We start from the raw sequence: 14715 nt of genomic DNA, 5'->3' as shown, positions 1-14715 counted from the left end.
GCAGTATAGCAACTAGAGCACACCTTATTGTCGCCAGCCTGCCACGATATCGAGTGTGAGCTGATCGCGTTCTCCACCATAGAAGCGATCGAGCACTTGGGCGAAAACCGGATATGAACTACCCGTTTCAAACAGTGTCATGGAAGAACGCACCTTAAGTGCATCAATGGGTCCAAGTACTCGTACAGGGTCCGTATATCCCGTATCCAACAGCGCCTGTGCACAGGTAATAAGGCGGTCCATAAGCGTATGGTTAGCGATATACGCCTCAAGCTCCATGTGACTGGAAATGCCGTAATAATTTGCCATATGGCTGTGACCAAGACCTTTTACCTGCGGAAAAATAAACCAAATCCAATGCGATTGCTTCCGACCTGCCCGCAACTCAGTCAGCGCCTGCTCATACACGCCACCTGATTGTGCTTCTAAAAAACGATCAACATCCATCTACAGCACCTATATTTATCTTTAGTCTGAACTTCCCTTGTGTCTTTTACCGCCACTGATGATAAAAGAGGTTGCGCAGGATACAGCCTCCTTAGAAAGATGTTTAGGAAATCGTAGTCACCATCTGGGACAGTAAGCGCGAGGATGACATCAGCATCGAGGCATGAGTTATCTGAGCTTAGCTTACGAACCCACTAGGTTTATTTCAAACTGAATTGAAGCTCGCCCCTACACATTCATAATGCCCTGGTTATCCGCAAGAATAGCCTTGGAGGGATCCGTCGGCAAATACGCTACACGCACGGTATAGCCCACCTCAGAGGGAATTTTCTCAACTTTTTCTTGCCCAATTGGTACAGGACCGAGCTTTATAGCCTTGCTGGCAAGCCGTACACTTTCATGGCACTCATACGCCACGCCATCAACCTCATAGCGTACCCATACGACGGTGGGGTGCTCCAAACCACCATTGCGCCTGCGCACAATAGTTCCTGTAGTCATACTGGTATATTCACGCAGCTTACGCTTACGGGAACTATTCACCAGCAGAAGTACTAGTGCTGTAGTGCCGCCACCCAGAAGCGCAATCAAAGCAAAGATGATAAGAATCATTGCGCCGTCACTCATGAAAATTCTCCAGCATAGTCAACAGAGACACCTTGTATAAGAAGTCCTCTATCGATAGTAACTACTTTGTGCAGCTTTCAAAGCATCTTCCAGCGTAAACTCGCCCTCATAAAGCGCTCGCCCGCAAATTGCACCCTCGATAACCTCTGGCCCCAACGCCGCAAGCGCACGAATATCTTCCAAGCTCGCAATGCCACCAGATGCCACCACCGGAAAACCTGCCACCTGAGCAATATGCTGGTAGGTTTCCGTATCGATACCGCATCGCATGCCATCGCGCGCCACATCGGTAAAGACCAAATGGCGAAATCCCAACGAGGCAAGTCGTTTAACTAACTCGTCTGCCGACAACGCGGCTCCTTCTCGCCAACCGTTGACCCGTACTTCTCCCCCACGGGCTGCCACATCGGCCACTACAAGCTCACCAAATTCACGGGCTGCAGCCTCAGCAAAGGCGGGATCGCGGACAAGTGCTGTGCCAATGGCAATACGTTTGACACCCAGGGAAACCAAGCGTTCAATCGCCTCCATGGAGCGCACGCCGCCGCCAGCATCAACGGAAATCCCTGGAACAGCACAGATAGCCTGGATGGCAGCACTGTTTGCCGCACGTGCCGTCTCGTCTTCCTCAAGCGTGGCCGACAGGTCAACCACATGAATCCAGGTTGCACCTGCATCGCGAAATGCTTCGGCAACAGCCGCCGGATCGTTGGAATACACATCCATATGAGCACGGTCGCCCTTGGCAAGGCGCACAACCTGACCGCCAACTAGATCAATCGCCGGGAAGAGAATCACGCAAGGCCTCCTATACACCTGCAGCTATGCGAACAAAATTCCGGAGAATGTGCAGCCCGGTACCAGAGCTTTTCTCAGGATGGAACTGCACACCAAATACCTTGGTACCATCCCACACAGCCGAAGCAAAGCTCCTCGTATAGTGCGTATAAGCCGTAATAACTGAAGTTGGGACATCATCGGCAAGAGCAAAAGAATGTGTGAAGTACACGTTAGCGCTTTGAGCAACCCCTTCAAACAAGGGGCACGTTTGTCCGAGAGGTGTCAGATCAAGTTGATCCCAGCCTACATGAGGCACTTTCAAACGGGTTGACTCCAAACGAGTAGCCGACCCTGGCAAAACGCCCAAGCCTTCTGCCCACGAGCCATCATCGGTCTCATTTCCCCGCTCAAATAACAGCTGAAGACCCAAACATATTCCCAAAAACGCAGCACCATGATCCAGGGCCGCATGAATGGCCTGCGCCTGACCGCTCTCATTGAGATACGTCATGGCATCGCCAAAGCTACCCACACCTGGAAGCACGAGCGCCTGAGCAGAAGCAATAGCCTCAGGATCGTCTGTGACAAACGGTTTGGCTCCCGCATCGGCAAGCCCACGTTCAACCGAGCGAAGGTTACCCTTGTGATAATCCACCACAGCTATTGTCGGGGCTGTTACATCTGGAGCAGAGATAACTGCCTCAGGCCCCATCGAAGTATCCGGCATGATCACATCAATGCTCATGACAAGCTCCCTTTAGTGGAAGGCACTCCAACAACCCGCTCATCAAACTCGCAGGCGAGACGCATTGCACGACCTGCAGCCTTGAAAGCTGCTTCAAGGATATGATGAGCATTTTCGCCACAGATCTTACGAATATGGAGCGTTACGCCAGCATCGCGAGCGAAGCCAGCAAAAAACTCATGGCCAAGCTCACAGTCAAAATCGCCGACTTTATCTGGACCAATAGGTACATCCCAATACAGCTCGCCACGACCAGAAATATCCACGGCAGCAAGTACAAGCGTTTCATCCATGGGAATACATGCGTGAGCAAAGCGTGTAATACCGCTCTTATCACCTAAGGCCTCGCGGAATGCCTGGCCTAACACAATGCCGGTATCTTCCACGGTATGATGAAAGTCAACGTCTATATCGCCTACGGCATGTATAGAGACATCAAACAGACCATGGCGACCAAATGCAGAAAGCATATGGTTAAAAAACGGGATACCCGTATTTGTTTGTACGGTGCCTGAGCCATCAAGCTCAAGTGTGACGTCGATATTTGTTTCACCGGTTACACGAGAAATCTGAGCCGTTCTACTCATACCGACCACTCCTTTGAAAGATCGCGCAAGGCATGTATAACGTGGTTGTTTTCCTCAGGCGTACCTACTGTTATACGCAAACATCCCTCCAAGCCAGGGGTTGAAGAGAAATCTCGTACCAAAATGGAAAACTCATCGCGCAAACGGGTACGCACACGAGCAGCATCTGGAAGACGGACAAGAACAAAGTTTGCTTCACTTGGCCAAATACGTATACCAGAAATCTCGCCAAGCTCGTTTGCTAAACGATCTCGTTCAGCCACAATGTCAGCCACTACCGGCTTAAGCAGCTTTCGACTTTGCACGGCAGCCAACGCAACAGCTTGCGCTACTACATCGACAGAATAGATTTGACGAATAGCGGCAAGCTGATTGATAACCGACGGATGGGCAAGAACATAGCCCACACGTAAGCCCGCAAGGCCGAAAGCCTTAGAAAGCGTGCGCAGAATAATCAAACGAGGATGTTCTGCAAGCCAACTTACAAAACTGGCATCAGAGGCAGCAAACTCCACATAGGCCTCGTCGACGAGCACCAATGCTTTAGTTTCTGTGAGAAGACGCGAGAGCACCTCTGCCTCTAAAAGATTGCCCGTAGGATTATTTGGTGAGGTAAGAAATACGAGTGCTGCTGTAGATGCAGCCTTAACCAAAGCATCTTCATCTATTGCAAATGTCTCAGGATCACGTGGGATACGTACCACTGGGGTATCACACATGGTGGCAAAGTTTGCATATTCAGCAAAATCGGGAGGGCAGGTAACGAGTGTTCGCCCAGCACCACCAAAGGCAAACAGCAAATTAAACAGCAGCTCATCGCCACCGTTACCAACACAAATCATATCGCGAGACACACCATGGCGCAGCGCCAGCTCATTGCGAAGTTCGTTTGCCATCGGGTCGGGATAGCGATTAAGTGACACTGAAGTCGCAGCACATCTGAGCTGTTCGACAAAACCCGGCGGCATCACATGGGTGTTCTCATTTGCAGAAAGATTGATTTTGCACGGTGTGAATGCTGGATCATATGGCTCAAACCCCGACAAAGCAGGTCTTACATAATCAGCCGCATCAAATAATCCCTCGTTATCTGTTGCCATGTTTACGCCTTTTTCTCGAAACCTGGCAAAGTCACGCCAGGGGTTTCAGGTAAATCTTGAGGCCATGCCACGCGATAAGCACCTTCGCATGCGAGGGTTTCATCATCATATTGTTCGCGGTCCTGCTCAGCCAAGCGACGACGTAAGCCTACCGACAACGCGTGCGCCCATAGGCCTTCGGATTGGGCTATTGTTTGCACTGAATCGGCATCTGAAAGCAATCCTTCCGGGGTATATCGAATAACGCTCGAACGCTTCTGGAAGTCATACACACCCAAGGGATTTGAGAACCGCGCTGTTCCACCGGTAGGGAGCGTGTGGTTAGGACCTGCAACATAGTCGCCCAATGGCTCAGAGCTCCACGCGCCAACAAAGATGGCGCCGGCATTGTGAATACGTCCAACCAATGACATGGCATCAGCGCAATGGAGTTCAAGGTGCTCTGGCGCAACCACATTAACAGCATCAACCGCACCATCAAGCGTATCTGCCACTACAATAACGCCACGATTGTCCAAACTTGCACGCGTAATCTCTTCGCGTGGACTCTGAGCAAGAAGCCGCTCTGCAGCAGCAAGTACCTTATCGGGAAGTTCAGGCTCGCACGTTACGAGATAACAGCTTGCAAGTGGATCGTGCTCGGCCTGTGCCATAAGATCAGCGGCAACCACCACAGGATCTGCAGTAGCGTCGGCCAGCACACATACCTCAGAAGGCCCTGCCACCATGTCGATGCCCACGTCGCCCGAGACATAGCGCTTTGCAGCTGCCACGTAGGCATTGCCAGGTCCAACGATCTTATCGACCGCTGGAATAGATTCGGTTCCATAGGCAGCAGCACCTATTGCCTGAGCACCACCTACGGCATAGACCTCGTCAACCCCAGCAAGCGCTGCCGCCGCTAAGGTATACGCAGAAAGCGTGCCGTCATGTTGCGGAGGCGTGAGCATAACCACGCGTTTCACACCAGCAACTTTGGCAGGAATAGTATCCATGAGCACCGTGGAGGGATATTGTGCACGTCCGCCGGGCACATACACGGCAGCCGAAGCAACAGGCGTTACCTGAACACCTAACAAGGTTCCATCAGAACGTGTCGTAAACCACGATTGTTCGCGTTCCCGCTCATGGAAATCGCGAATATGGTCTCGTGCACGCGTGAGCGCCTGTAAAAATGAAGGATCAACCAGCTCAAGTGCTCCTTGAACAAGTTCGTTTGGCACCCGAAAACTCGCTGGACAGGCACCGTCAAAGCGCATGCAATATTCGCGCACTGCTTCGTCACCACGAGCACGAACTTCATTCACAATAGCTTCGGCAGAAGCAATAACCTCAGCTGGTAAGGCTCCAGAACGGTTGAGATCATCCCTGGTAAGACAACGTCCTCCTTCAAGTACAACCTTTCTCATGAGGCATTACTCCCCTCTACAACCTCGGCCAAACGCTTTGACAGATCGCGGATGCGTTTATCACATCGAAACGCCGCCGGACCAGCAAAGAAACGTGCCGTACAGCTCATAACATCATCAACAATAACAAGGTCATTCTCACGCAACGTTGTGCCTGTTGCCGTGATATCTACAATGCGATCTGTCATTCCAACAAGAGGACCAAGCTCAATGTTGCCATGCAACTGGATAATATCTACCTGCTGACCAATGCGATCGTAATACGCTTGGGTTATGCGCGGATACTTTGTTGCCACGCGCACCGTACCGCGCCAGGCATAGGCTTTCTCAGCGGCTCCTGCTGCTGAGCGCGGCTCTGCCACAATAAATCGACAGGCGCCAAAGCCTAAATCTACAAGCTGCAGCAGATCTAACTCGGCTTCTACAAGCGAGTCAAAACCGCAAATACCGCAATCGGCGCCACCAAATCCAACAAATGCCGGTGCATCTTGAGCTCTTACAATGATGTATTCAACATCACCTGCGGTAACTGTGAGTTTTCTACCCACATCTTTGAGCTCTGCAGTGGGAAGTCCTGCAGCTTCAAGCACAGAAACCGTATCGCCAAACAACGATCCTTTTGGAATAGCAATACGAAGTGGACGCTCGCCCACTCGCGCACCAATGGTCGCAATGCCAGAAGAACCCGCCGAACCCAACACCTCCTGCAGACGCTCAAGCGATAAAGCGAAGCCGCAAGCAGCAGTGTTGCTCATACCAAAGTTTGTGAGCAACGAATCATAACGACCGCCGGAAGCCAATGACGCAGCTACACCGTCGCAATATGCCTTAAAGATCAGACCCGTGTAGTAATCGAATGAGTTCACGATAGAAAAGTCGAACAGGATTCTATCTTCTGCCGGCGTGCCTACAAGCGATGATGCGAGCGCGCGCAGTTCGTCAACGCCGCGTTTCTCCACTGGCACATCCACGGCCGCAAGTAATGCGTCCACCTCATCTAGGGCTTCTACTCCACCCCCCACACGAGGGATTCGTCCAAGAGCGCGCGCACAAGGTCCGGTAAGTCCAGCTTCAGCGATAAGCTCATCGAGCCCCACTAAATCTGATGCGTGGACAAATTCTTCGGCCTGCTCACGAAACTCAGCGGAAGGAGCACATGCTTCCAGTGCAGCAGAGATGGGAGCTACCGAACCGCATACAATACGCCAGGCGCCAACTTCGAGAGTTTCCAGCGTCTCGGCGAGCAGTGCAACAACTTCTACCTCACTAGCACAACCATCGCCACCGATTAACTCAACACCAATCTGCGTAAATTGACGAGGTTGACCTTTGAGGGAGTCCTGCTCACGTACGACAGGGGCCTCATACCGTAATCTGAGTGGACCATCACTGTTGCCCAAACGCGTCGCAGCTAAACGAGCAATGGGCATCGTAAGGTCAGGACGAAGCATAAGCAGCTGACCATCAGAATCGAACAAGCGAAATGGCGATCCTTTAATCCTGCCCGCACGATGCATAACATCCCAGTCTTCGAGCAGTGGTGTTTCTACTGGCAAATAGCCATGATCAGAAAATGTCTTACGAACTGTCATGGAAATACGCTCGCGGAGAAGTGCTTCATCTCCAAGAATGTCGCGAAGACCTCGAGGTGTACCTGCTCTCACAGCTTTCCCCTCCCATGCAAAAACAACTGCCAAAAGACAGAAAATAATCTAAAGCAACGCGCCCCACTTTAGCACAGTAAAGTGGGGCGCGCCAGAGCAACGAATAAAAGACTTTATCCGCCGAGGTATGCCTCACGAACGCGCGGGTCATGCGCGAGCTCATCTGCATCTCCAGACATGGAAATATTTCCCGTCTCAAGTACATAGGCACGATCGGCAATGGAAAGCGCCATCTGAGCGTTTTGCTCAATCAGCAAGATAGTGGTACCTTGCGCATGGAGCTTATCGATAATGTCAAAAATCTCTTGGACCAGAATGGGTGCCAAGCCCATAGAAGGCTCATCGAGCATGAGCAACCGTGGCTTAGACATCAGCGCGCGTCCCATAGCCAACATTTGCTGCTCGCCACCAGACAAGGTGCCAGCACTTTGATTGCGACGCTCTAGCAAACGAGGAAAACTCTCATATACACGCTCGATTGTCTCAGCAGCCTCATCGTCAGGACGGGTAAACGCTCCCATAGCAAGGTTGTCTTGAACACTCATCTCGGTAAAGACGCGTCTGCCCTCAGGGCACAACGCAATGCCGCGACGTACAATCTCATGCGCGGGGACGCCGATTAAGCTCTCTCCCTCAAATGAAATCTGACTATAGGCAAGCGGACGTAAGAGACCTGCAATGGTATTAAGCGTGGTTGTTTTACCAGCGCCATTAGCGCCAATAAGCGTGACAATCTCACCCTCTTCAACGTCAAAGGAAATACCTTTAACCGCACGTATTGCGCCATAGGAGACGTTGAGATTCTTTACATGGAGCATGCTCATGCGTTTTCGCCTCCCTCAGATTTATCCTGCGCTTTATCAGTCTGAGCGCCAGCACCGAGATACGCCTCAATAACCTCAGGGTTCGATTGAATTTGCTCAGCGGTACCTTTGGCAATAATCTTGCCGTAGTTAAGCACCGCGATACCCTCGCAGATATTCATAACGAGGTCCATATCATGCTCAATGAGCAAAATAGCAATCTGGAAACGATCGCGAATAGCGCGAATGTTTTCCATAAGCTCAGCGGTCTCTGAAGGGTTCATGCCAGCTGCGGGCTCGTCCAGAAGAAGAAGCTTTGGATTGGTGGCTAAAGCTCTTACGATCTCAAGACGACGCTGAGCACCATACGGTAGGGATCCGGCTATATCGTTGGCGTAATCTGCCATACCGAAAACATCGAGCAATTCGAGAGCACGTTCATGTGATTCGCGCTCACATTTCCAATGGCGTGGCAAGCGGAAAATGGCGGAAATAACTCCGCATTTCACCTGGTTATGCAAACCAGCACGCACATTATCCTCAACAGAAAGTGTTGAGAAGAGACGGATATTTTGGAACGTACGGGCCACGCCAAGCTGATTTACCTTCACAGGATTAAGGCCCGCAGTGTCCTGCCCATCAATAAGAATGGTGCCTCGTGTGGGCTGATAAACCTTCGTAAGCAGATTAAAAACGGTTGTTTTACCTGCGCCGTTAGGCCCAATAAGACCTGCAATCTCGGTTTTACCCACAGTGATGTTGAAGTCTTCAACCGCATGAAGACCACCGAAATCAATTCCTAAATGGCGGCATTCAAGAGCAGGGGTTGTATACACATCACGCTCTGGAACGATACCTTGCGACGGCAATGGCACCATCTTGGACTTTCCTTGAGCTTGTTCTTTTTTACTCATTGCCATCGCCTCCCTCCGTAGCTGCAGCAACTTCATTGTTTCCACCACGGAAGCGACTCTTGATCTTCTCAATCAGACGTTGGAACGGTGCAAAGTGCGGAACAACCATGACAAGAATCAGCACAACGGCATAAATGAGCATACGGTACTGATTGATGGGACGAAGAATCTCGGGAAGCACTGTCAAGAAAGCAGCCGAGATAATAGAGCCCCAAACATTGCCCATGCCACCGAGCACGACATAAACGAGAATCAAGATCGACTGATTAAAGCCAAACTGTGATGGAACAATAGTCGAGTAGTTCATGGCATACAGTACGCCAGCCGCACCAGCAAGTGCAGAAGCTACCGTGAAGGCCATCAGGCGATATTTCGTGGTATTAATTCCAACACTCTCAGCAGCAATGCGATTATCACGGACTGCCATAATTGCACGACCACTACGGCTGTGAATGAGATTAAGTACGACAGCCACCGTAATAAGAACCAAGATAACGCCAAGCACAAATGTTGAGATCTTATCGATGCCTACAGCACCTTTGGGACCATTGATAAGAATTGTGCCTTGCTGCATACCAAGCGATGCTGTGTCCTGGGTAGAGAAATGCAGGCCAGCATCATCTACACCCACGTAAATAATATTGAGAATGTTCTTGATAATCTCACCAAAGGCAAGGGTAACAATTGCCAGGTAGTCGCCACGAAGGCGCATGACAGGAATGCCAATAATAAATCCGATAAGGCCCGCTGCAACCGCACCAATAATTGCTGCGATTACAAAAATGAGCAGCTCAGACTCCACACCAGAATGAGCAAGCACACCAGCGGCCACAACACCAGTAAAAGCACCCACGCTCATAAAGCCAGCATGGCCAAGCGAAAGCTCACCGGACACACCTACGACAAGGTTCAGTGAAACTGCCAAGCAGACGTAAGCACAAATTGGAACGAGCTGTCCCTGCAGTGAGTTGGAGATCAGGCCAACGCTGTCAAGAACAGTCACGAGAATAAACGCGCCAATGACAAGGGCATATGTAGCAATAGTAGACCGCGTTTGCGACTTAAGCTGTTTTTTCATCTGCTTCACCACCTATACCTTCTCGTGAACTACTTTGCCCAGAAGGCCAGAAGGTTTGATGAGCAAAATCACAATTAGAACCGCAAAAACAACTGCATCGGCCACTTGCGTACCAATATAGGCGCGAGCAAAAATCTCGATGATGCCCAACAAAATACCGCCCAAAGCAGCTCCTGGAATAGAGCCAATGCCGCCAAAAACAGCTGCCGTAAAAGCTTTGATACCAGGCATGGAACCAGTTGTTGGCATAAGGGTTGGATATGCCGAACACATGAGGACGCCTGCAATAGCTGCAAGACCAGAACCGATAGCAAATACCATCGAAATGGTTGAATTAACATTGATGCCCATCAGCTGCGCAGCTTCACGATCCTCGGAGCACGCACGCATGGCCTTACCCATCTTGGTTTTGTTGGTAAATGTTGTCAGTGCCAGCATAATGACAACGCAAGCAAGAATCGTAATTACAGCCGTGGCACTAATTGTCAGACTACCATCAAACAGATTGATTGCCGGCAGGCTAATAATTGACGAAAAAGACTTAGGATCAGAGCCCATTATCAGAAGAGCGGCATTCTGCAAAAAGTAGCTTACGCCAATAGCTGTAATAAGAACGTTGAGTGATGGAGCATTTCTCAGAGGCTTATAGGCAAGTCGTTCGACAATGATGCCAAGCAGTGTGCATCCCACCACCGACAGCAGCACACCAAGCATTGGTGGCAGCCCAAGATAGCTTACGGAGCAGAAGCAGATATAAGCACCGACCATGATGACATCACCATGGGCAAAGTTCAGCATCTTCGCAATGCCATAAACCATGGTATAGCCGAGTGCGATGATGGCATACACACTTCCCAAGCTCATACCGTTAATAAGATTGGCAAGAATCTCCATGTCCCCTCCTTTCAAGAGGAAAGCGGAGACCACCTCAAATAGATGGCCCCCACTTTGATCAGATCACTGCAGCCAATAATACGTTAGGAATCAAGCGGCATGTAGACACCGTTCTCAATGACCATGCCCATCGGCTGCTTAGAAATCTCACCTGTATCAGACCATGTAGCAGCCTTACCAGCAGTTGTAAGGCCGGTGTAGGAGAAGTCAGAAGAGGTGAATGTCTCAATGAGTGCATCACAGATGGTTGAAGCATCCTGATCAGGAGTGCAGCCAGCCTTCTGAAGTGCGTCGCGAATGGCGTAGACGCAGTCATAGGTATCGGCAGCGAACTGATTAGGGGTCTCGCCGTACTTATCCTCATACTTGCTAACAAAGCTTGTGGTTGCCTCATCGGTAGCAGTGGCAACAAATGGTGTCAGCAGCATTGCACCCTCTGCAAGAGAGGTGTCAAAGCCCTCAACCGTAAGCAGGCCATCCATGCCGTCTACGCCGAACCAGTTGGGAGAGAAGCCCATGTTGCTTGCCTGGGTCAGGATAAGTGAAATCGGGGTGTAGTAAATCGGCAGGAAGACAAGGTCTGCATTGGCATTTTTAGCAGCATTGAGCTGTACCGAGAAGTCTGTAGCATTGTCATTGGTAAACGAAGTCTCAGAAACGATGTTCAGCCCCAGATTAGCTGCCTCAGCCTTGAAACTCTGATAAATACCGGTGGAGTAGGTATCAGACATGTTGTAGATAATGGCAATAGCGTTACCAAGCTTCTGTTCAGAAATGTACTGTGCAGAAGCGGCACCCTGGTTAGGATCGGTAAAGCACATCTGGAAAACGTTATCCTTGCGCGGCGTAGAAATGTTGCCCTCTGCATCGGGCTGGCCACCGATAACATCGGTAGATGATGCGGAAGGCGTGAGCTGGAAGAGATTGTCAGCGTTTGTCTCAGCAGAAACAGCAACGCAAGGCGTGGTTGTAGTAGTGCCTACGAGAATCTGCATACCCCAGTCCTTGAGGTTGTTGTAAGCATTTACAGACTTCTCAGCATCATTGGCATCATCCTGGAAGTTGAGCTCAAACTGAATGTCGCCGCCCTCTTCCTTGATCTCATCAACGGCAATTTGTGCAGCGTTCTGACAAGCCTTGCCATAGATGGCAGCATCACCAGTGGTGGGTCCAATGCCACCCAGCATAAAAGCTGAACCTGAGCCGGATTTCGCGGAATCGCAACCGGAAAGACCAACGGCGGCAATAGCGCCCGAAGCCCCAAGTAGCTGGACGAAGTTCCTACGAGAAAGCGTTTTATTAAAGCCCATCTTCTTCCTCCTTCAATGTCTGGTTCCTGTGGGCGCAAAACACCCGTCCTTCGAATACACGGCATCCCTGCAGCAGATGTCGCGATAAAACGAATCTTTACAGGTGCTTTGAGCCTATTGTGCGTGTTTGACCGCGCAAAATCAGGAATATTGAAGAAGGGAAACAAGGTCGAAACGTGATGAACAACTTTTGTTAGCTTCGGCGAATACGTCTCAAAAGTGACCGAATCATACTTGACTCTGGAAGCTTAAACACAAGCGCCAACCCAAAGGTCACGAGAAGAGCTGGTATGCCACCTGCAACCGTATACATAAACGCACGAGCGAGCGAGCCACCAATTGGAGCAAGGCTATTCAAAGCGAAAAGAATGACACCGCCAACAAAAGCTCCGACTAATCCAAGACCACAGGATCGTATACAGGAAGATAAGACGTGGGATAATCCCATTCCACCAAGATCGCGTCGAAGGCTCCAGAAGGTTACAACATCTACTGCAATAAAGAAGAACAGAGAGCTTAGCGCTACCATATCAAGACCAAAAACTGGCGTTAAAAACAGGCAGAATGCAACTTGAATGACACCCGCTACAACACTCGCCCACGCAAAAACACCCATACGGCGCAACGATGAGCAGACCTTCTGGAGGTAGGTGCACACCCCATAGAATGGCAGCGAGAGCGCTAAGACCTGTAAATAACGCGCTGTCATAGCGATATCGTCAGCAGAAAAGGCGCCTGCTGCAAGCAGCGTTATAAGCGGGATAGCAAAAACAATAAGATAGAGCGCAAAAGGCACCAAGAAGAACATGATCTGACTTGTTCCCATGGCAACTCCTTTGCGATACCCATCCATATCACCCGCCGATACCGACTCAGAAAGCTCGGTAAACATCGCCGTAGTAATGGGAATAGCGAGAATTGCATAGGGCAAGGTGTACCAAAGACGGGCATAGTACGCCACAGAAGAGCCAGCTGCGGTAACCGATAGAGCGCTCGATGTCTGTACCGATACCGTCACAAATGAGGCAAAGGTAACAATGAGAGACGGAATACCAATGGAAAGCGTTTCCCGAAGAGCAGGATCAGACAGGTCCACATAGGGACGAATGTGAATACCGTGCTTTCGCAAGGCCGGCACCTGCATAAGTACTTGTACCGCCACGCCCAAAGGATTGCCTATTGCCAGACAAAGAATTGCCAGATCGGGATGACTGTTTACAAGCGCTGCATACCCAAAAAACGAAGCCGTGCAGACAAAATTATTAAAGATAGGAGCGGCGTTGCTCCACAGATAATCGCGCTCCGCATTGAGTACGCCAGAAAGAATTGACGAAAGCGCATAGAGCACCACTTCGATAACGAAGAAACGGAAGAAGTACGTAGCAAGGTCGGAGTTAAACTCATCGGTAGCACCAAACGATTGCGTCCACACCACTTGAGCAGCAAAAACAAAACCGACAAGTGCCACAACTCCCATGATAATAACAACGAGTGACACAAGATTTGAAGCGTATTTATTAGCTCCCTCACGTCCCGCTCGATGCTTTACAGAAAGATACACCGGCAAGAACGCAGTAATGAGCATGCCGCCCATAACCAGTTCGTAAAGCTGATTGGGCAAGTTATTGGCAACGGTATAGCAGCTGGAAACAACCGTAACGCCCAGCGCAAACGCCTGACCCCATGTACGGAAGAATCCTGTAATACGACTCAATATAACAAGTGCACTCATCATCGCCGCAGAACGGCCAACGCCTTCAACCGTATTGGTTGTTGCATGAGTAGACGTTTCTGTTGTTATCTCATCTGATGAATTTGAAGGCACGTTAGGGTTTTTCTCGTTCATGTTGCTACCCTTCATCTCGCTCAATATCGGCAAATATCGCCCCCAAGAACTGGGCGAGCGCCTCAGGGTTTAGATCGAGCGAAATGCCGCGTCGACCACCCGAAATACTAATCTCATCAAAAAGCTGAGCTGTCTCGTCAATAACGGTAGGAAAAAGACGTTTCATGCCCACCGGAGAGCATCCGCCACGCACATACCCTGTAACTGCTTCCAACTCGCGTAATGGCAACATGATGAGCGACTTCTCCCCTGCAGCCCGAGCAGCCTTTTTGAGGTCGAGCTCAGCAGCAACGGGGATACAACACACCACATAACCACCGGTGGCAGTCTTTGTTACAAGCGTCTTAAAAGCTGCGTTTGGATCTTCTCCTAATATCGAAGAAATGCGGACACCCACGCCGCTCGATAAATCTTCGTGCTCCACGTCATACGTGCGCACCTCAAAAGCCACGCCGCCGCGCTCCAATTCGCGCATAGCATTCGTTTTTTGGACGCGTTCCTTTTTTGACAT

Annotated in this window: 15 protein-coding genes; all 15 read right to left on the bottom strand. The window is 50.3% G+C overall.

From position 1 onward, the window contains the following. Nucleotides 1–24 precede the first annotated feature (24 nt). Nucleotides 25–447: a DUF1810 domain-containing protein gene (locus ACQY6Y_RS06810; RefSeq protein ID WP_428379557.1), complete on the bottom strand. Its 423-nt coding sequence runs from the start codon at nucleotides 445–447 to the stop codon at nucleotides 25–27. A 228-nt stretch (nucleotides 448–675) separates the two neighbouring features. Continuing rightward, complete coding sequence (locus ACQY6Y_RS06805; RefSeq protein ID WP_428379556.1) at nucleotides 676–1074, bottom strand: DUF3592 domain-containing protein; 399 nt, start codon at nucleotides 1072–1074, stop codon at nucleotides 676–678. A gap of 48 nt (nucleotides 1075–1122) precedes the next feature. Beyond that, nucleotides 1123–1872, bottom strand: a complete 750-nt coding sequence (locus ACQY6Y_RS06800) for a HisA/HisF-related TIM barrel protein (protein WP_428379555.1) — start codon at nucleotides 1870–1872, stop codon at nucleotides 1123–1125. A 10-nt stretch (nucleotides 1873–1882) separates the two neighbouring features. Next, on the bottom strand, nucleotides 1883–2599 hold the full coding sequence (gene hisH / locus ACQY6Y_RS06795) for an imidazole glycerol phosphate synthase subunit HisH (RefSeq protein ID WP_428379554.1): 717 nt from the start codon (nucleotides 2597–2599) through the stop codon (nucleotides 1883–1885). Beyond that, nucleotides 2596–3186 carry an imidazoleglycerol-phosphate dehydratase HisB gene (hisB, locus tag ACQY6Y_RS06790; protein ID WP_428379553.1) on the bottom strand — a complete coding sequence of 197 codons (591 nt, stop codon included), beginning with the start codon at nucleotides 3184–3186 and terminating at the stop codon, nucleotides 2596–2598. Before hisB ends, hisH begins: the two co-directional genes overlap by 4 nt. Then, nucleotides 3183–4286 carry a histidinol-phosphate transaminase gene (hisC, locus tag ACQY6Y_RS06785; protein ID WP_428379552.1) on the bottom strand — a complete coding sequence of 368 codons (1104 nt, stop codon included), beginning with the start codon at nucleotides 4284–4286 and terminating at the stop codon, nucleotides 3183–3185. The genes hisB and hisC overlap by 4 nt, the downstream gene beginning before the upstream one ends. 2 nt (nucleotides 4287–4288) lie before the next feature. Further along, a complete protein-coding gene (gene hisD, locus ACQY6Y_RS06780; protein ID WP_428379551.1) occupies nucleotides 4289–5695 on the bottom strand; it encodes a histidinol dehydrogenase in 1407 nt (468 codons plus the stop codon). Beyond that, entirely contained in the window at nucleotides 5692–7359 is a 1668-nt protein-coding gene (gene hisG, locus ACQY6Y_RS06775) for an ATP phosphoribosyltransferase (protein WP_428379550.1), read from the bottom strand. Before hisG ends, hisD begins: the two co-directional genes overlap by 4 nt. Nucleotides 7360–7472: 113 nt before the next feature. Beyond that, complete coding sequence (locus ACQY6Y_RS06770) at nucleotides 7473–8183, bottom strand: ABC transporter ATP-binding protein (RefSeq protein WP_428379549.1); 711 nt, start codon at nucleotides 8181–8183, stop codon at nucleotides 7473–7475. Continuing rightward, entirely contained in the window at nucleotides 8180–9076 is an 897-nt protein-coding gene (locus ACQY6Y_RS06765; RefSeq protein ID WP_428379548.1) for an ABC transporter ATP-binding protein, read from the bottom strand. The genes ACQY6Y_RS06770 and ACQY6Y_RS06765 overlap by 4 nt, the downstream gene beginning before the upstream one ends. Then, nucleotides 9069–10154: a branched-chain amino acid ABC transporter permease gene (locus ACQY6Y_RS06760; RefSeq protein WP_428379547.1), complete on the bottom strand. Its 1086-nt coding sequence runs from the start codon at nucleotides 10152–10154 to the stop codon at nucleotides 9069–9071. Before ACQY6Y_RS06760 ends, ACQY6Y_RS06765 begins: the two co-directional genes overlap by 8 nt. Before the next feature lie 12 nt (nucleotides 10155–10166). After that, nucleotides 10167–11048, bottom strand: a complete 882-nt coding sequence (locus ACQY6Y_RS06755; RefSeq protein WP_428379546.1) for a branched-chain amino acid ABC transporter permease — start codon at nucleotides 11046–11048, stop codon at nucleotides 10167–10169. A gap of 83 nt (nucleotides 11049–11131) precedes the next feature. Next, entirely contained in the window at nucleotides 11132–12358 is a 1227-nt protein-coding gene (locus ACQY6Y_RS06750; RefSeq protein ID WP_428379545.1) for an ABC transporter substrate-binding protein, read from the bottom strand. Nucleotides 12359–12551: 193 nt separating this feature from the next. Next, a complete protein-coding gene (gene murJ / locus ACQY6Y_RS06745; protein ID WP_428379544.1) occupies nucleotides 12552–14204 on the bottom strand; it encodes a murein biosynthesis integral membrane protein MurJ in 1653 nt (550 codons plus the stop codon). Between the two features lie 4 nt (nucleotides 14205–14208). Next, a complete protein-coding gene (gene ybaK / locus ACQY6Y_RS06740; protein WP_428379543.1) occupies nucleotides 14209–14715 on the bottom strand; it encodes a Cys-tRNA(Pro) deacylase in 507 nt (168 codons plus the stop codon).

This window comes from Olsenella sp. Marseille-QA0557 (assembly GCF_965119725.1).
Taxonomy (GTDB): Bacteria; Actinomycetota; Coriobacteriia; order Coriobacteriales; family Atopobiaceae; genus Coprovicinus; species Coprovicinus avistercoris.
Note: the sequence above shows the minus strand (reverse complement) of the source record. Positions and strands in the feature narration are given on the sequence as shown.

Excerpts from the sequence above, each read along its gene's own strand:
- ACQY6Y_RS06765 (WP_428379548.1), bottom strand. The coding sequence starts at position 9,076 with ATGAGTAAAAAAGAACAAGCTCAAGGAAAGTCCAAGATGGTGCCATTG.
- hisC (WP_428379552.1), bottom strand. The coding sequence starts at position 4,286 with ATGGCAACAGATAACGAGGGATTATTTGATGCGGCTGATTATGTAAGA.
- murJ (WP_428379544.1), bottom strand. The coding sequence starts at position 14,204 with ATGAACGAGAAAAACCCTAACGTGCCTTCAAATTCATCAGATGAGATA.
- hisH (WP_428379554.1), bottom strand. The coding sequence starts at position 2,599 with ATGAGCATTGATGTGATCATGCCGGATACTTCGATGGGGCCTGAGGCA.
- ACQY6Y_RS06755 (WP_428379546.1), bottom strand. The coding sequence starts at position 11,048 with ATGGAGATTCTTGCCAATCTTATTAACGGTATGAGCTTGGGAAGTGTG.
- ybaK (WP_428379543.1), bottom strand. The coding sequence starts at position 14,715 with ATGTCAAAAAAGGAACGCGTCCAAAAAACGAATGCTATGCGCGAATTG.
- ACQY6Y_RS06810 (WP_428379557.1), bottom strand. The coding sequence starts at position 447 with ATGGATGTTGATCGTTTTTTAGAAGCACAATCAGGTGGCGTGTATGAG.
- ACQY6Y_RS06760 (WP_428379547.1), bottom strand. The coding sequence starts at position 10,154 with ATGAAAAAACAGCTTAAGTCGCAAACGCGGTCTACTATTGCTACATAT.
- ACQY6Y_RS06750 (WP_428379545.1), bottom strand. The coding sequence starts at position 12,358 with ATGGGCTTTAATAAAACGCTTTCTCGTAGGAACTTCGTCCAGCTACTT.
- ACQY6Y_RS06770 (WP_428379549.1), bottom strand. The coding sequence starts at position 8,183 with ATGAGCATGCTCCATGTAAAGAATCTCAACGTCTCCTATGGCGCAATA.
- hisD (WP_428379551.1), bottom strand. The coding sequence starts at position 5,695 with ATGAGAAAGGTTGTACTTGAAGGAGGACGTTGTCTTACCAGGGATGAT.
- hisB (WP_428379553.1), bottom strand. The coding sequence starts at position 3,186 with ATGAGTAGAACGGCTCAGATTTCTCGTGTAACCGGTGAAACAAATATC.
- ACQY6Y_RS06805 (WP_428379556.1), bottom strand. The coding sequence starts at position 1,074 with ATGAGTGACGGCGCAATGATTCTTATCATCTTTGCTTTGATTGCGCTT.